This is a genomic window from Niallia sp. RD1 (assembly GCF_024219955.1).
In the GTDB taxonomy this organism is placed as follows: domain Bacteria; phylum Bacillota; class Bacilli; order Bacillales; family Cytobacillaceae; genus Niallia; species Niallia alba.
Window position 1 is genome coordinate 4,769,217 of record NZ_CP100420.1, and the last position, 15,978, is coordinate 4,785,194.

The 15,978-nt window shown below is 35.5% G+C and carries 19 protein-coding genes and 1 other RNA gene; 5 read left to right on the forward strand and 15 right to left on the reverse strand.

The window, feature by feature from the left end; genetic code table 11:
• Positions 1–230: 230 nt before the first annotated feature.
• The 11 genes from NKG37_RS23035 to spoIIIAA form a co-directional block, all read right to left on the reverse strand.
• On the reverse strand, positions 231–638 hold the full coding sequence (locus tag NKG37_RS23035; RefSeq protein ID WP_016203269.1) for an Asp23/Gls24 family envelope stress response protein: 408 nt from the start codon (positions 636–638) through the stop codon (positions 231–233).
• A gap of 15 nt (positions 639–653) precedes the next feature.
• Positions 654–2,012 (reverse strand): acetyl-CoA carboxylase biotin carboxylase subunit, encoded by a 1,359-nt coding sequence (gene accC, locus NKG37_RS23040; RefSeq protein WP_224427521.1) that lies wholly within the window; start codon positions 2,010–2,012, stop codon positions 654–656.
• Between the two features lie 18 nt (positions 2,013–2,030).
• Entirely contained in the window at positions 2,031–2,504 is a 474-nt protein-coding gene (accB, locus tag NKG37_RS23045) for an acetyl-CoA carboxylase biotin carboxyl carrier protein (RefSeq protein WP_212117123.1), read from the reverse strand.
• A gap of 415 nt (positions 2,505–2,919) precedes the next feature.
• Complete coding sequence (locus NKG37_RS23050) at positions 2,920–3,471, reverse strand: SpoIIIAH-like family protein (RefSeq protein WP_169188814.1); 552 nt, start codon at positions 3,469–3,471, stop codon at positions 2,920–2,922.
• 13 nt (positions 3,472–3,484) lie between these two features.
• A complete protein-coding gene (spoIIIAG, locus tag NKG37_RS23055) occupies positions 3,485–4,138 on the reverse strand; it encodes a stage III sporulation protein AG (RefSeq protein ID WP_169188815.1) in 654 nt (217 codons plus the stop codon).
• Positions 4,131–4,763, reverse strand: coding sequence for a stage III sporulation protein AF (gene spoIIIAF / locus NKG37_RS23060; RefSeq protein WP_169188816.1), 633 nt, complete (start codon positions 4,761–4,763; stop codon positions 4,131–4,133). Before spoIIIAF ends, spoIIIAG begins: the two co-directional genes overlap by 8 nt.
• A gap of 15 nt (positions 4,764–4,778) precedes the next feature.
• A complete protein-coding gene (spoIIIAE, locus tag NKG37_RS23065) occupies positions 4,779–6,020 on the reverse strand; it encodes a stage III sporulation protein AE (RefSeq protein WP_101730844.1) in 1,242 nt (413 codons plus the stop codon).
• A gap of 20 nt (positions 6,021–6,040) precedes the next feature.
• On the reverse strand, positions 6,041–6,436 hold the full coding sequence (spoIIIAD, locus tag NKG37_RS23070) for a stage III sporulation protein AD (RefSeq protein WP_051994032.1): 396 nt from the start codon (positions 6,434–6,436) through the stop codon (positions 6,041–6,043).
• An 8-nt stretch (positions 6,437–6,444) separates the two neighbouring features.
• Positions 6,445–6,651, reverse strand: coding sequence for a stage III sporulation protein AC (gene spoIIIAC, locus NKG37_RS23075; RefSeq protein WP_016204918.1), 207 nt, complete (start codon positions 6,649–6,651; stop codon positions 6,445–6,447).
• Positions 6,652–6,669: 18 nt separating this feature from the next.
• A complete protein-coding gene (gene spoIIIAB, locus NKG37_RS23080) occupies positions 6,670–7,185 on the reverse strand; it encodes a stage III sporulation protein SpoIIIAB (RefSeq protein WP_016204917.1) in 516 nt (171 codons plus the stop codon).
• Positions 7,186–8,112, reverse strand: a complete 927-nt coding sequence (gene spoIIIAA / locus NKG37_RS23085; RefSeq protein ID WP_101730843.1) for a stage III sporulation protein AA — start codon at positions 8,110–8,112, stop codon at positions 7,186–7,188.
• 371 nt (positions 8,113–8,483) lie between these two features.
• Between spoIIIAA and NKG37_RS23090 the strand changes: the two genes are divergently transcribed.
• Together NKG37_RS23090 and NKG37_RS23095 are read left to right on the forward strand one after the other, a co-directional pair.
• Entirely contained in the window at positions 8,484–9,875 is a 1,392-nt protein-coding gene (locus NKG37_RS23090; RefSeq protein ID WP_169188817.1) for an alkaline phosphatase, read from the forward strand.
• A 59-nt stretch (positions 9,876–9,934) separates the two neighbouring features.
• On the forward strand, positions 9,935–10,651 hold the full coding sequence (locus tag NKG37_RS23095) for a LysM peptidoglycan-binding domain-containing protein (RefSeq protein WP_224427522.1): 717 nt from the start codon (positions 9,935–9,937) through the stop codon (positions 10,649–10,651).
• 224 nt (positions 10,652–10,875) lie between these two features.
• Here NKG37_RS23095 and ssrS read toward each other — a convergent pair.
• The 4 genes from ssrS to NKG37_RS23115 all read right to left on the reverse strand — a co-directional run bounded on the left by ssrS (position 10,876) and on the right by NKG37_RS23115 (position 13,521).
• A non-coding RNA gene (gene ssrS, locus NKG37_RS23100) (6S RNA) lies at positions 10,876–11,067 on the reverse strand.
• A 72-nt stretch (positions 11,068–11,139) separates the two neighbouring features.
• Positions 11,140–11,697 carry an elongation factor P gene (gene efp, locus NKG37_RS23105; protein WP_016204913.1) on the reverse strand — a complete coding sequence of 186 codons (558 nt, stop codon included), beginning with the start codon at positions 11,695–11,697 and terminating at the stop codon, positions 11,140–11,142.
• Positions 11,698–11,709: 12 nt separating this feature from the next.
• The gene (locus NKG37_RS23110) at positions 11,710–12,771 is read right to left on the reverse strand and encodes a M24 family metallopeptidase (RefSeq protein ID WP_016204912.1); all 1,062 of its coding nucleotides are present in this window, start codon (positions 12,769–12,771) and stop codon (positions 11,710–11,712) included.
• Between the two features lie 216 nt (positions 12,772–12,987).
• Complete coding sequence (locus NKG37_RS23115) at positions 12,988–13,521, reverse strand: YqhR family membrane protein (protein WP_205835627.1); 534 nt, start codon at positions 13,519–13,521, stop codon at positions 12,988–12,990.
• A 228-nt stretch (positions 13,522–13,749) separates the two neighbouring features.
• On the opposite strand from NKG37_RS23115, the gene NKG37_RS23120 reads away from it, so the two are divergent.
• From NKG37_RS23120 to NKG37_RS26215, 3 genes are all read left to right on the forward strand, one after another.
• Positions 13,750–14,694 carry a DUF1385 domain-containing protein gene (locus NKG37_RS23120; RefSeq protein ID WP_254415391.1) on the forward strand — a complete coding sequence of 315 codons (945 nt, stop codon included), beginning with the start codon at positions 13,750–13,752 and terminating at the stop codon, positions 14,692–14,694.
• Between the two features lie 206 nt (positions 14,695–14,900).
• Positions 14,901–15,281, forward strand: a complete 381-nt coding sequence (locus NKG37_RS23125) for an SA1362 family protein (protein ID WP_016204909.1) — start codon at positions 14,901–14,903, stop codon at positions 15,279–15,281.
• A gap of 299 nt (positions 15,282–15,580) precedes the next feature.
• A complete protein-coding gene (locus tag NKG37_RS26215; RefSeq protein WP_263479764.1) occupies positions 15,581–15,703 on the forward strand; it encodes a hypothetical protein in 123 nt (40 codons plus the stop codon).
• The last annotated feature ends 275 nt before the right edge of the window (positions 15,704–15,978 follow it).

Consider the following 15,978-nt stretch of genomic DNA (forward strand, 5'->3'; position numbering starts at 1 on the left):
CCCCAACTAGACAAAAAGGATATTTATTCTCCCACAAACATTTTACTCATACTGAAAAAAACCTAGAATTATGTTTGTACTGCTTCGTAAATTCTCACAAAAACAAAGGCTGTCCAAGATAAGAACTCGATATCTAATAAAAGGGGTCCCCTTTTATTAGATATTTGTTCTCTCCTGTTCAGCCTTTGCTATTAAAAATTATTATATTCTAGCTACTAGTAGATAGTATTCTACATTTCTTGCTGTAATTCAGATTCTTGTTTTGTCGATTCGAACTGAACACCAACAATGTGAATATTAACTTCCTCTGTTACTAGTCCAGTCATATTGATTAAAGTCTGACGAATATTGTCTTGAATTTGTTGTGCAACTTGTGGGATAGAAACACCAAAATTCATCACGCAATATACTTCAACTTTAATACCTTCTTCACTAAGGTCAACTTTTATCCCTTTGTTGTGCATCTTTTTTCCAAATTTCTCCACAACTCCAGTTGCAAAATTGCTTCTCATTTGAGCTACACCTTCTACTTCAGAAGCAGCAATACTAGCAATAACCTCAATTACTTCAGGAGCAATTTCTACTTTGCCTAGTCCATTATACTCTTGGTTCATTTCTAAACTTGTTGTTTCGCTCATTACTTTTTCCTCCTTTTAATCTTCTGATTTCATTAAATCATACATCTCTAAAAACTTTGTGTTGAAGTTGCCTTCCACAAACTTTTCATGATTAAGGAGATTTAAGTGAAACGGAATCGTAGTGTGTACACCCTCGATTACAAATTCACTCAGCGCCCGTTTCATGCGGGAAATAGCTTCTTGTCTAGTTGATCCATAGGTAATTACCTTAGCAATCATACTATCATAGTATGGTGGGATCTTATAACCTGGATAAGCAGCTGAATCAACACGTACTCCTAATCCGCCTGGCGGTAAATACATATCGATTTTCCCTGGTGAAGGCATGAAATTTTTCGCAGGATTTTCTGCGTTGATACGGCATTCTATTGACCAACCAGTAAATGTAACATCCTTTTGTTTATATTCCAAAGGTTTGCCTGATGCAACTAGTATTTGTTCTTTAATTAAATCAATACCAGTTACCATTTCCGTTACTGGATGCTCAACTTGGATGCGCGTATTCATTTCCATAAAATAGAATGCTTGATTTTGATAATCAAAAATGAATTCTATCGTTCCTGCACCTGTATAATTTACTGCAGCGGCAGCTTTAACAGCAGCATCCCCCATTTTTTCTCGCATTTCTTCTGATAATACAGGAGACGGAGATTCTTCGAGCAACTTTTGCAATCGACGCTGTATAGAGCAATCTCTTTCTCCTAGATGAATGACATTCCCATAATTATCAGCAAGTACTTGCAATTCTACATGGCGGAAATCCTCGATATATTTTTCTAAATACACTCCTGCATTCCCAAAAGCTGTTAATGCTTCTTGCTGCGTAATGTTTATTCCTTTAATTAATTCTTCTTCTGTTCTTGCTACACGGATTCCTTTACCGCCGCCACCTGCAGTAGCTTTAATAATAACAGGATATCCTATTTCTTTTGCTAATTGAATGCCATCTTCTAGATCTTTAATAATCCCTTGGGAACCAGGCACGATTGGCACGCCAGCCTGACGCATTGATTCTCTCGCAACATCTTTTGTCCCCATTTTATTAATAGCCTCTGGACTAGGTCCTACAAACGTGATTTTGCAATCTCTGCACAATTCAGCAAAATCAGCATTTTCCGCCAAAAATCCGTATCCAGGATGAATGGCATCGCACCCTGTTAACGTTGCTACACTTATTATGTTTGTAAAGTTTAAATAACTATCCTTTGAAGCTTTTGGTCCTATACAATACGCTTCATCAGCGATTTGTACATGCAAAGCCTCACGATCTGCTTCTGAATAAATAGCCACCGTTTGGATATCTAATTCACGACAAGCTCTTATAATACGAACAGCTATTTCTCCTCTATTTGCGATTAATAGTTTTTTTATCATCGATTAAACCCCTCTTAGTTACGCCTTTACTAGAAATAATGGTTCCCCGTACTCTACAAGTTCTCCATCTTTAACGAGAATTTCTACAATTTCGCCATCTACTTCTGCTGTAATTTCGTTAAATAACTTCATCGCTTCTACGATACAAACAACAGAATCTTTTGTAACCTTATCTCCTACTTTTATAAATGCAGGAGTATCTGGAGAAGCTGATTGATAGAATGTTCCTACCATCGGAGAGGTAATCTTATGTAAGTTTTCATCGATTGATTTTTCAGGTGCTTCTGTAACTACACTTTCAACCGCAACCTCTTTTGTTGTTTTCGCTTCTTCTTGTTGGATTGTTTTTGTAACAACTGGTGCTGCTACTACTGCCTCTCCAACATTCTTTTTGATTTCAACTTTCACGCCATCTTGTTCATATAAAAAATTGCTAATAGTCGAATCATCTATTAATTTAATTAATTCTTTCACTTCTGAAATTTTCAACATATAATTGCACCCCTTAAGTCATTCTTTTAGTACTAGATACTAATATCATACGATAAGACCTTATTATAATTCAACAATCATCTTTAAAACATTACTTTTTTGCTACTAATTTTTTTATTATATTTTCATAATAATTTTTAAATCCGCGGGAAATCATCTCTCTTTCTACCTACTTATCATACCACTATCTTTTTAAAATAACTAATCAAAGCTGACGATTTACAGAAAACGCTTACTTTTATAATTGATGTTAAAAAGAGCAAAAATTGATTATTATTAATAACACAATTTCACTAATAGATTGATTCATTCTACCTAAAAAAACTGTAGACACTCAATAACAGTGATCTACAGTTTTGGACTAGCTATTCGTTTTTTCCCCATATTATTACTTGTTACTTCCCTGTTGTCTCTATTATTTCGGATCGATTTTTACAGCAACGTTAGCATTTGGTGAATCCATGTTCTTGCGGATAAGCTGAACGATTTCATTTGCCGCTTCTGCAGATAATTCTTCTGCTTTCACTGTTACTTTTACCGTCCCATCATCAGAGGTTTGTACAAGGACGTCTTCATAGTTTTCTGCTTTAATTAGACTTTCCATTATCTTTTCATTATCTGTAATAGCTTGAAGCTCTTTAATTTTTTCAGTAGCTTCATTTTTCTCTTCGGCTGTTTTATCTTTAGATCCCTGTACTGTTACTAGCTCTTCTTTCATTTTGTCTCGTTGTTCCATTAAGTCAAGGCGCATTTGCTCAAATACCGCTTCAGAATCAGTAGTTGTAACAGTGCTTTCTCCTTTACTGTCTGTAGCTGTTTCTTTGGCATCATTTGTCTTTGCATTATCTTCTTCTGTTGTTGCAAATTCATTTAACCGAGACTCTGGTGAAGTAATATAGTAAACAGACAACACCACAACCAAACTTAACATTGTTAACAACCACACTGTTTGCTTTTTTAATAACATCTATTATTCCCCCTTAGTTTTGTTTAGGTTGTACAGAAACTCTATGGCTTGGAACATCCAGTGCCCGAGTAACTGCCTCTACTATCATTGTTTTTACTTTTATATCTTCAGCTCCTTTTGCAACAACTAGAACCCCAACAATTTTAGGTTTCATCGTTTCGACTACAATCGGAACTTGTTTATCGCCATTTGGCACTAATACTACGGTTTCCTCATTTGATGTTTCTTCTACATTCCTATTTCCTCCCTGTGTATCCTTTTCTTCTGTTTTCTGGATTGTTTGGGATTGGTTTTTTTCATATACTTTCTTTTCTGAACCTTCTATATTTACATAAACAATTGCATCCTTAACTCCCGCTATTGCCGTTATTGCTTCCTTAATTTCTTTTTTGTATTGTTCTTCATAATCAGCAATAGTTAAGTTGTTACTAGAGGCTTTTTGTCCAAATGTTTCTTCGGCATCTTGAGAGGAAGCATCATTACTATAAACTGCAACTTCTTGGGCATTTTTATCATCCTTAAAAAACATATTGCTCAACAGCATGATGGCGACTCCAAACAATACAACGATGACAATGTAGGTGGTTTTCCCCTGTTTTTTTTCATTCCCATCGTTTGACAGAAAATTTTTCAACCAGCTTAATGGCCCTTTGTCCTTGTTATCCATTTTTCTCATCCTCCCCTCCTTCGTACATAATTACAATTGCATCATCTCGTACTTCCCACTTTTCGGAAAGAAAGGAAATAATACTTTCTGTATCCATTTGTTTCGATTCATCTTTGTCAAGAAGAGGTTGCTGTGTATCAATTCGAACAGGGCTTACAGCTTCCACAACATTATTTTGATCCTTGCTATCTTTCATATGGATAACCAGTTCTGTTAAGTTTGCGGGAAACCCAACATCCTTTTCTTTGTCTATCGATAATTGAATCGAATTGATCTCCATTCCGTAATTTGCTATCAACTCCTCATTTGCATCCTCTTTTAATTGGACAGCCATTTTATTTAATGTATATTCATCAAGTGAGGCTTGTATTTCTCTTTTTTTCAATTCGATCGAATTATTCATATTTTTTTGTTCTGGCTGCCCCATTGCACTAGCAGTAAAAACGTCTTCAAAATCACTAGATATCAGCTTAAACACAGGTGTCAATATGACTGTTATCAACAATAATCCTGCAACCATTTTGGCGTATTTCTGAAAGGTAGAATTCGGCAAAAGCATATCCACAACGGTTGCTAGCAAAATAAACAGAATAATATTAGTGACCCATTCTGTAATAAAATTCATTCTTTCTCCCCCCTTCTACCTGACCATCATCGTTAAGTTACTAGCAACAATGATCACTGTAATGCTTAAGAAAAACATCAGGGACACGATCGCTAATGCTGCAAAGACATAAATGACGCTTTTACTAATAACATCTAAACATTTGATGACTGGACCGCCGCCGATTGGCTGCAAGATTGCTGCTGCAAATTTATATATAAAGGAAATCATTAAAATCTTGATTGCCGGAAAGGCTACAAGAAGAAGAAGGATTACTACGCCTGCTATCCCTACCGTGTTTTTTAATAATAAGGAGGCATTTATAACAGTATCTGTTGCATCTGTAAACATTCGTCCGATAACAGGAATGAAATTCCCTGTTACAAACTTAGCTGTTTTTATCGTAATCCCGTCAGTTATAGCAGAAGATGCCCCTTGTACAGAAATAACACCTAGAAATATCGTTAAAAAAATCCCAAGAATCCCTATGCTAATATTTCTTAACAAATTTGCTAATTGGGTAACTTTGTATTGTTCTGATAAACTACTTACGACATGGAGTAATGTGGATAAAAATAACAGAGGGAGCACAATATACTCGATTAACATGCCGCTTGTATTCATTAAAAATAAAATGACGGGATGAAAGAATGCAGCAGATATAGCACCACCTGATGCTGCCATAAGGGCCAGCAATAACGGCACCAGCGCTAATATAAAATTTGTCATGTTCGAAATAGCATCACTCGCATATGTAATAGCTACATGAAAACTATTTAATGCAAGTATAATTAACACCATAAAAACAATCGCATATGCTACTTTACTGATTGAGCTTTTCTCAAATGAATTTTGAAGCATCTGCAACATGACACTAAATATAGTAAGTAGGATTAAGGAACCTAATAATTTTCCATTTACGATAATTTCATGGAACGCAAATTGAAGCATTCCGTGGAAAAAGCCCTGTAAATCAAAGCTTTTATTCCCAACCATAAAGTCATAGAGACTGCCCTTTTGACTTTCTGGTAAAAAACCTCCATACTCTGTTTTGATAGAATCCCAAAATTCCGTTAATTCATTGAGATCTAAAGACTCCAATTGCGATTCAACAATTTTTGTTGGATCCATTCCTTCTTCCTTTATTTCCTCTGCTGTTTCCGTATCTTCTGTTTTTGGTGATTCGTGAGGTGAGGCTTGTACAATAGGTTGATAGAGAAAAAAGATAGCTGCCATTATTAGTAGTACGATTTTCAGCTTTGTTTTCAATTTTTTCACCTCGGAAAACGGTTTCCTAGTTAATTGGGAATCATATTTAAAATGGTTTCAACTAAAACGGTTAATATTGGGACTGCCATGGCTAAAATCAATATCTTTCCCGCAAGTTCAATTTTGGAGGCAATCGATCCTTGCCCTGCGTCTTTTGTAATTTGCACAGCAAATTCAGCGATATAGGCGATTCCAATAATCTTTAGAATCGTCTCGACATAAACGGTATTTACCCTTGCATTTAAGGCTATTCTTTCAACCATTTGTATAATAGCGGCAATTTGATCAACAAGAAAAAGAAAAATGGCACAACCAACAAAAACTACTAGTAAAAAAGCGATATTAGGCTTCTGTTCTTTTACCACGAGTGCTAAAAATGTGGAAATGAGTGCAATTCCAACTATTTGAAGAATTTCAATGATGATATCCTCCTTTACCCTTGGAATAGAAATACTGCTTTAATTTTCTGGAACAAATCATTCACGATGTTTGCTACCATAAACAAAATGTAAATAAATCCAAACAACGTAACCCATTGCGCGTATTCTTTTTTGCCGACTTGGTCGAGGATTGTATGTAAAAAAGCTACAACGATTCCAACCCCAGCGATTTTGAATATAATATCGACCTCTAAGCCCATAAAAGTCTCCTCCTAAAACTACATCAATAAAATGACAATCAGCAGGCCGGACAAAAACCCGAGACTTCTTATCATTTTCTCGTATTTCCCTTGCGTTTCCCTTGCTTCTGCTTCTTCTCTTTCCAGATGAGTAAGTGTTAGCATAATTTGCTTTTGTTGCGATAGACGGTCATGCCGCCCCAATGTCTCTCCAAACTGCTTCATAATTTCTAATTCGGTACCCTTCATCGCCGTTTTTTTCCAAATGTCATTTAAAGAAACTGCCCATGCTTCTTTCACGGTTGTGTCCTCTTTAATTAAGCGATCTGCAAAACTCGCAAAAAAGGAACTTAATGGCTCATTTAATTGTTCTGCTAATCTTCTACTTGCTTCGTGCAAGGGGGTATGTCCATACATAATCTCTGCCTCTAAAGATTGTAGTGCAGATTTTAATGCGCGAATTTGCTTTGGTCTTTGGCTTAATAGCTTTGAAAATTCCATTCCACCCCAGCTTGTGGAAGCAAGAATTAAGATTGCACCAATTATTTTCATCATTTACTTCACCTTCATTTCATCCATCAATAATTGGCCTTGTCCATTTCTTATTGCTGTCACTGTACCAGGACCTTTCTTTCTATTTAATTCAATATATCGTTCAAATATGCCCATTTTTATCATTCTAGAGAGCATAGGCCGTTTTTTCACTTCATCTAAATTTGATCCATGTGTAGTCATTATTAATTGGATGCCCGCATTTACTGCTTCTAGAATGGCTTCTTCATCTTCTTTCCGACCGACTTCATCCACAATTAGAACATCTGGACTCATGGAGCGAATCATCATCATCATTCCTTCGGCTTTTGGACATGCATCCAGTACATCAATTCGTGGTCCAAATGTCATTTGAGGGATCCCATCTAAACATCCAGCAATTTCAGATCGCTCATCTACAATTCCAACTTTTGCTGGTTTTAATAAAGAATTCTCCTCCTCCGAAGAAATTAGTCTAGCAATATCTCTTAACAAGGTTGTTTTCCCTGTCTGAGGAGGTCCAATAATCATCGTATGATGCCATTTCCCCTTATCATATAAGTAAGGAATAAATGAATTAGCTATTCCAATTTGCTCTTTTGCTATCCGAATATTGAAAGAAGCTACATCTCGTATAGCCTTGACTTTGCTATCTTGTAAAATCACTCTGCCAGCTAGTCCAATTCGATGTCCCCCCTGAACAGTGATATATCCTCTTTTCAATTCTTCTTCCATTGTATAAACCGAATATTGACTTATTTTATTTAACAATTGATTCCCATCCTCTTTTGAAACGATAAATGGGAAAAAGATAGAACGCCCATTAATAAAAACTTCTAATGGCCTGCCTATTCGAACTCGAATCTCTTCCATTCCTAATCTTTCTGCTGGAGGGATTGTGAGAATATGATTTTCAATAGATTTTGGCAAAAAAGAATAGATGGTATTCACAATGAAATTCCTCCTTTGTTAAAAAGGCTTTTACAATATTTAAACTGATTTGTTATGACATATATAGGATGACTTATTAAAATGTATGCTTGTCTTCTTCTTTTATGTCACTTCGGATTTAATTCTTCTATTTTTATCAATTATTGTTTTTTCATAGGAAAGATTATTATTTAACTAAGCTGAGCAGCTTGAAAACACTTAGATACCATAGAGGATAATGAAAAGGTATCTGCTATATTTAGGCTTCGCCAAGTATATGAAATCAGCCTTTATATAGAAGGATGGCACCAAGTGTAAAAAATGGTTAAAAATTAGCTTTTTTTCAAAAGCTATATAAGATTAAAAGCTAAAAAATATAGGAGGAAAAGGACATGAAAAAATTACTTCTCGTCTTTCTTTCCATCAGTTTAGGGCTCTTTCTTTCTGTTCAAACAGCGGGACATAAACCTGCTTTAAGCAAGGAACAAAAAAGAATACCTAAAAACGTTATCTTATTAATTGGCGATGGCATGGGCATTGGGCAAATGGAGATTGCTCGATTATTTGAGCATGGAACAAAAGGAAGACTTTTTATCGAAACACTTCCTCATACCGCTATCGTTCATACATCATCCAACAATAATCGTGTAACAGACTCTGCTGCTGGAGGGACAGCACTCGCACTTGGTAGGAAAACAGATAATGGAATGATCGGCATGACACCTGAGGGGAAAAACGAAGACAGTATTTTAGATAGCTTTAAAAAAGCTGGCAAGAAAACGGCGATTATTACGACGAATTCTGTAACAGATGCAACGCCTGCAAGCTTTACAGCAAGCGTTAATAATAGATGGGCAGACCAAGAGGAAATTGCAAAGCAACAATTAAGCAATAAAGTCGATATTATTATGGGTGGCGGTAAAAAATACTTCACTCGCAATGATAAAAGAGGAATTGATCTTATCGATGCCTATAAAAAGGCTGGATATGATTTTTTAACAACGGCTGATCAATTAGAAAAAACAGATGCGAAAAAAATTCTCGGTTTATTTGGGGATGCTCATTTAAATTTCCAACTAGACAGAAATCATCTCAAAACAACGGAACCATCTTTACAGAAAATGACTGAAAAAGCTTTAAATGTTTTAGCAGATGAAGAAAAAGGTTTTTTTGCAATGATAGAAGGAGGCCGAATCGACCATGCCTCCCATTCATCAGATATTACAGGAATATGGAAAGAAACCATTGCTTTCGATGATGTTGTGAAATATTGTGTAGAATGGGCTAATAAACGAAAGGATACTTTAGTTGTTGTTGCTGCCGACCATGAGACAATGGGGGTTTCTGCCACAGAAGCAATGGATATAAACGGGCTTAAAGACATTTCTGCCTCTCCACATTACATGGCACAACAATTAAGCAAGAAAAAAACAGGCAATGGTTATACGACAAACAGCATCCGGAAGGTTTTTAAAGACTATGCAGCTATTGATTTAAGTAAAGAAGAGCTTAAGCAATTCCAAACAAATACAATGCGAAACAAAGGACAGGTTTATCTTGAGCAACAAATTGACTGGAAAATCGGCAATATAATCGCCAACCATTATCACGCCGGCATCATACAACCGCAAATACAGCAGCTTAGTGATACAGGAGGACATACAAGTAATATGATTGTTGTTTTCGCAGTTGGAACAGGTGCGGAAGAATTTCATGGTGTGCTAGATAACACTGATATTCCGAAAAAAATCGCCGCAATTATGGGGTATGATTTCCCAAAATAAAAAGGTAGTCCAACCAAAAATAATCACTTCATCATATGCTATCATGAGGTGATATTACCATGTTTTCAAAACCAACTTCGGTAACATATATATCAAATGGATTCCACTCAACAGGTAAGGACAAACATTTCGGTGTGGACTTTGCAGAAAATGGAATCAATGCAATTAGGGCAAGTGCTGATGGAACTGTTACTAGATCCTATTATTCAGCAAGTTACGGAGAATGCATTATGATTCTTCATCAAATTTCTGGACAAGTATATGAAACAGTATACGCCCATTTAAAAAGTGGTTCTCGAAAAGTAAAGGTTGGAGATTCTGTCAAAAAAGGACAAGTTATCGGCATTATGGGCAGTACAGGAGATTCAACAGGTCAGCATTTGCATTTTGAATTACATGTTGGCCGCTGGAATGTCCTTAAGTCTAATGCAGTTAACCCACTTCCATATTTTGAAACAGATACTAAAGCAACTACCTCTAATAATAAAGAATATATTGTTAAAGCAGGCGATACACTGTATCAAATTAGCAGGAAATATAATACAACCATCAAAGTACTCTCAGCTTACAACCAAATAGAAAATCCAAATCTGCTAAAAGTCGGGCAGAAAATCAAAATACCATCCACACAAGCTGTCTATTATGTCGTAAAAAAAGGAGATACAGTCAGCCAAATTGCGAAGATGTTTCATACAAGTGTTGGTAAAGTGAAGGAATGGAATCAATTGAGGGATGTCAATAAAATATACCCAGGACAAAAATTAAGAGTAGGATAAATTCGTAATCCTACTCCTTTGGAAAATTTTCATTCGTTTTTCTTAAGTCTATAACTAAAGCCCTTTTCATTTCATTAAGTATTTTTATTTCCTGCTTATAAGAAACGATAACGCCATTATTACAGCGTTTATATTTTCAACACAAGTATTTTCCAGAGAAAATCCAGAAAATAGGAGCCACTATATTTCCATGGAAAAAGGAGGCAATCAAATGATTACCTCCTTTTCCAGCCGCATTTGCCGCTTAGGTGTATGGAGTTTCAAAACCTGCTCCACCAGGTGGGTGTTCGCAAAAGCTCTCATCATATGTCCTAATGACGAATGGCATTAGGCCTGCTGATCCTTCTTTAATATAGAACTCCCTAAATATCGATAAAGGTTGAAACTTCATACGATAACGTACAACGCAGCTTCTATGTTTTTATCATACATGAATTTTTACCGGAATGCAAATGGTAAAATTAGTATATTACCTACATTTTAGAACATTATGCACGAGAAACATAGCTAGCTTCTGTTGTGTTAATAATTAAACGGTCCCCTTGATTAACGAAGAAAGGAACTTGAACAGTTAGACCTGTTTCCATTACTGCAGGTTTTGTACCACCTGAAGCAGTATCTCCTTTAATACCAGGCTCAGTTTCAGCCACTTCTAATACAACTGTGTTTGGAAGTTCTACACCTAGTGTTTCTGATTGATACATCATTATATGGACTTCCATATTCTCTTTTAGGAATTTTAATTCGTATTCAATTACAGAATCTGAAAGCTCAATTTGATCATAAGATTCTACATCCATGAATACGTGCTGGTCGCCGTTTGCATATAAATATTGCATTTTACGATTATCAATTTGTGCTTTCGCAACTTTTTCCCCAGCTCTAAAAGTTTTTTCTTGAACAGCACCTGTACGTAAATTTTTTAATTTTGAACGAACAAACGCTGCACCTTTACCAGGTTTAACGTGTTGGAAATCAAGCACGCGCCAGATTCCGCCGTCTACCTCAATTGTTAAACCTGTCTTAAAATCGTTTACTGAAATCATGCAGTAATCCTCCTATAAAATAATCAGTTCTTTCGTTGAATGGGTTAAAGCTTCATTATGATCTTTTGTTATTATTGTATCATCTTCAATACGCACTCCACCAAGACCTGGAATATAAATACCTGGTTCTACTGTTACTACCATACCTGGTTCTAGCGGAGCATTATTACGGAAGGATAAATTTGGTCCTTCATGGACTTCTAATCCTATTCCGTGGCCTGTTGTATGTCCAAAATACTCTCCATACCCTTTTTCAGTTATGTAATCACGAGTAAGTGCATCTGCTTCGACACCGGTAATTCCTGGTTTAATGCCTTCCATACCCTTCAGTTGAGCAGTTAAGACGATATCATATATTTCTTTTAATTTCTCATCTGGGTTACCGATCGCAATTGTTCTCGTAATATCAGATACATATCCATTATAATACGCACCATAATCCAATGTAATGAAATCACCAGCTTCAATCACTTTATCGGATGCAACACCATGTGGCAAGGCAGATCTTTTTCCTGATGCAACAATAGTATCAAAAGAAGATGAAGTGGCGCCTAATTTTCTCATAAAAAACTCTAATTCATTCGAAACTTCCAATTCTGTTTTCCCAATCTTGATAAAATCAAGGATATGAGTAAAAGCAGCATCAGCAATCTTAGCAGCTTCCTTTAATATCTTAATCTCTTCATTTGTCTTAATCAAGCGTAACTTTTCAATTATCCCCGAAACTGGCACTAATTCTCCTTTTACTACCGTTTCTAGCTCCTTATACTGCGTAAATGTAGTGTAATCTTGTTCGAATGCTAAGTTCTTTATCCCTAGTTTCTCTGCTTGATTAGCTACTTCTTGAAGAATTGCCCCTTTATGCTGAACGATATCAAATCCAATACATTGATTTCCCGCCTGCTCTACATAGCGAAAATCTGTTATAAATAAAGCCTTTTCCCCACTAATTAAGACAGCTCCTGAAGAACCTGTAAAGTTGCTAACATAGCGTCTGTTATAAGTGCTAGTTATTAAAATACCATCTGCCCCAACTTCTGTTAGTGCTTCTCTTACTCTTTTAAGTTTCTCCATTTAAATCCTCTCCCTCACTTTATACGCATTCCTAGAGGCACAGTTCTTCTTAAAGCCTTAACAACTTCTAGATAAGGTAATAATCTGAATGATGAAAAAGTACACTCATGTAAATCATTTTATCATAAATACGCTTGAAATACAGACAAAATAGCATGTAAACAAAGATATTAGACTCCCTAATTAGCTATGAGTAATTAACAGGAAGAAAACTTTTTATTCTCCTTCATTACCTGTTAAAGTCGTAGCTGGCTTAGTTTCTTTCCATTTTTTTATTTGAATTTCATTTTCTTCATAGGAAATTGTATATCCAACAAAAACTCCATATAAAATGTATAAACATACAGATGTGATAATCGTATCTCTTTTCAACTCTAAGAAAGGCGCCATACTTGGAAAAATTGGATTTAAAACAATAAATACACAAGCAAATAATGCAATTCCAAACCCCATCCCAATATAAACGGTCTTAAATTTTCTAAGCATTAAATAATAAGCAAAAGCCGCACCAGTGGAGAAAAAACCAATTGCGATAATACTGATCACTGTTCCAAGCCAACCATATTTCCAACTTCCTATAGCCCAAGGTTCTAAAATAATATTAGGACGTATTTCCGTAAAATTAAAAACATACCCAACGTAACCAATTAAAGACCAAAAAATACCGCCAAACATCCCTGTCCAAATAACTAAGGCAATAAAAGACATCGGTCTATCTTTTTCATCGTGTGATTGTTGTTTGTTCTCCATAATATCCACCTCCGACTAGTAGTATGTCCCATTCCTTTTCTTTCCTTGCATTATTCTTATTTATGATTAATTAAAAGGAAGGATTAAGATAGGATGTGATGTCACGCTAGTGGTTTTTTGAATTTTTTAGTAAGATAGTATTAGGGGAAATTACAACCATAAATATTCTTCATTATATAGAAGCCCGTTGTGTTCACCTAATTTATCCTGAGGTTGGTGTAATTATACATGTCAAGTGAACAAAAACCATTATACGGAGGTCAGGCTGTTGTAGAAGGTGTTATGTTTGGAGGTAAACATCATTATGTAACAGCTATAAGACGAAAAGATCAGTCGGTTGATTATTTTCATCTTCCAAGAAAATATAATACAAAGCTAGCAAAATTTAAGAAAATCCCATTCTTAAGAGGTCTTATTGCCATAATCGAATCAAGTGGGAACGGAACAAAACATTTAAATTTTTCAACAGATCGATTTGATCTTGACCCTTCAGAAGATTATAAATTGGAAGAACAAGAACCATCTAAACTATCCATGATTTTAGGAGTAGCAGTTCTAGGAGTGCTTTCCTTTCTATTTGGAAAATTCATCTTTACGCTTATTCCGACCTTTCTAGCGGCTATGTTTATGCCGATTATTTCTGGTCATGTTGCTCAAATCCTACTAGAAAGCTTTTTTAAGCTTATCCTTTTACTTGGATACATTTACTTTGTTTCACTAACACCTATTATAAAGAGAGTATTTCAATATCATGGCGCCGAACATAAGGTAATCAATGCATATGAAAATGGAAAAGAATTAACGATTGAAAATGTCCAAGCAGCATCAAGATTACATTATCGCTGCGGATCAAGTTTTATTCTTTTTACGGTAATTGTCGGACTATTCCTTTATTTATTCTTCTATCCAGAGAATCTGTTTGAAAGAGTATTAATCCGAATTGCCTTAATTCCTTTCGTTATTGGCATTTCTTTTGAAGTACTTCAGATCACCAATAAATTAAGAGACGTTCCTGTATTAAAATACCTTGGATTACCAGGACTTTGGCTGCAATTATTAACAACAAAAGAACCGAGTAATGAGCAAGTAGAAGTAGCAATCCTTTCCTTTAATGAATTAAAAAGGCGTGAAGAAGAAACAGAAGCACAATTATCAAAAGCAATGGTTGAATGAGCAAATAAAAAGGGTATGATGGATAATAAAGGGAAATAGATTCAATATAAATACAAGATTGACCTACACATACTATTTTTTTGTTAAAAATCTTTTTCTGAAAACTTTTTCATGTGAACAATTTAGCCTTTTTTGAATAAACTTTTCTTAATAATAGTTTAAAAGTTAGAAAAAATGCTCATCATGCTTTTAGGGAGGTGGCTTTTTTGAAGAACCGATTTTCAATTATTATATTTGGAAGTATCATTTTCTTTGCTTTCATTGGCCTAGCTGTAAATTTAATTAAAAATCCAACAGGATTTTTTCTAAACATTGCTGTCATGTTTGCTGTCGGTGCCATTATCTGGTTCATTTATCGCCATTTCAGTACATCTAGTCCGCAAAAAAGAGAACAAAGAGCTTTTCTAAAAGCTGCAAAGCAATCAAAAAAGCGACTACAAACTAGAGAAAAATCACCAATAGCACAACAGCACTCAACCAAATCCTCTTCCTTAAAAGCCAATAAGCATAAACGAAGCAAAAGTACAGCTCATTTGACTGTTATTGAGGGGAAGAAGAGCAAAAGAAAGAATCGAGCCTCTTTATAAAGAGCTCGATTCTTTTTTTATAAATGGCTGTTTTCTAAAGGATTGTTGTTTTTCAATCGAAAAAAAGAATTAGTTGGAAAAATGGAGCAACAAACTTTACGAAAACAGCCTTATAAATTAATTCTCTCTTGGAATGCATTACTTCTATACTCCTCTAAAAGTGCATTTATCCCACCTTAACTAACAGTAAAACTCAGTCTCAAACTTTTGAGAATTCGAGGAAGATCACTTGAGATCAACTATTCGTAAAAAGTCCAATTGGTTCAACTAACCTTCAGGGGGGTTGAAGGGGAAAAGTGGTGTTCATCAAGCGAATGAACGCCAAAATGCAGAGGAACAAACGAAAAAGTGGCGTTCATCAAGCGAATGAACGCCAAAATGCAGAGGAACAAACGAAAAAGTGGCGTTCATCAAGCGAATGAAAACCAAAATGTAGAGGAACAAACGAAAAAGTGGCGTTCATCAAGCGAATGAAAACCAAAATGTAGAGGAACAAACGAAAAAGCGGCGTTCATCAAGTGAATGAAAACCAAAATGCAGAGAAACAAACGAAAAAGTGGCGTTCACCAAGTGAATGAAAACCAAAATGCAGAGAAACAAACGAAAAAGTGGCGTTCACCAAGTGAATGAAAACCAAAATGCAGAGGAGAAAGGAAAAAAGAAGGACTCCCCCCACTAGATGGTTAGTTTCACTTTA

Bases quoted from the DNA above. Each gene is read 5' to 3' on its own strand.
- NKG37_RS23035 (WP_016203269.1), bottom strand. From the start codon at position 638: ATGAGCGAAACAACAAGTTTAGAAATGAACCAAGAGTATAATGGACTA.
- accC (WP_224427521.1), bottom strand. From the start codon at position 2,012: ATGATAAAAAAACTATTAATCGCAAATAGAGGAGAAATAGCTGTTCGT.
- accB (WP_212117123.1), bottom strand. From the start codon at position 2,504: ATGTTGAAAATTTCAGAAGTGAAAGAATTAATTAAATTAATAGATGAT.
- NKG37_RS23050 (WP_169188814.1), bottom strand. From the start codon at position 3,471: ATGTTATTAAAAAAGCAAACAGTGTGGTTGTTAACAATGTTAAGTTTG.
- spoIIIAG (WP_169188815.1), bottom strand. From the start codon at position 4,138: ATGGATAACAAGGACAAAGGGCCATTAAGCTGGTTGAAAAATTTTCTG.
- spoIIIAF (WP_169188816.1), bottom strand. From the start codon at position 4,763: ATGAATTTTATTACAGAATGGGTCACTAATATTATTCTGTTTATTTTG.
- spoIIIAC (WP_016204918.1), bottom strand. From the start codon at position 6,651: ATGGGCTTAGAGGTCGATATTATATTCAAAATCGCTGGGGTTGGAATC.
- spoIIIAB (WP_016204917.1), bottom strand. From the start codon at position 7,185: ATGATGAAAATAATTGGTGCAATCTTAATTCTTGCTTCCACAAGCTGG.
- NKG37_RS23090 (WP_169188817.1), top strand. From the start codon at position 8,484: ATGAAAAAATTACTTCTCGTCTTTCTTTCCATCAGTTTAGGGCTCTTT.
- NKG37_RS23095 (WP_224427522.1), top strand. From the start codon at position 9,935: ATGTTTTCAAAACCAACTTCGGTAACATATATATCAAATGGATTCCAC.
- efp (WP_016204913.1), bottom strand. From the start codon at position 11,697: ATGATTTCAGTAAACGATTTTAAGACAGGTTTAACAATTGAGGTAGAC.
- NKG37_RS23110 (WP_016204912.1), bottom strand. From the start codon at position 12,771: ATGGAGAAACTTAAAAGAGTAAGAGAAGCACTAACAGAAGTTGGGGCA.
- NKG37_RS23115 (WP_205835627.1), bottom strand. From the start codon at position 13,521: ATGGAGAACAAACAACAATCACACGATGAAAAAGATAGACCGATGTCT.
- NKG37_RS23120 (WP_254415391.1), top strand. From the start codon at position 13,750: ATGTCAAGTGAACAAAAACCATTATACGGAGGTCAGGCTGTTGTAGAA.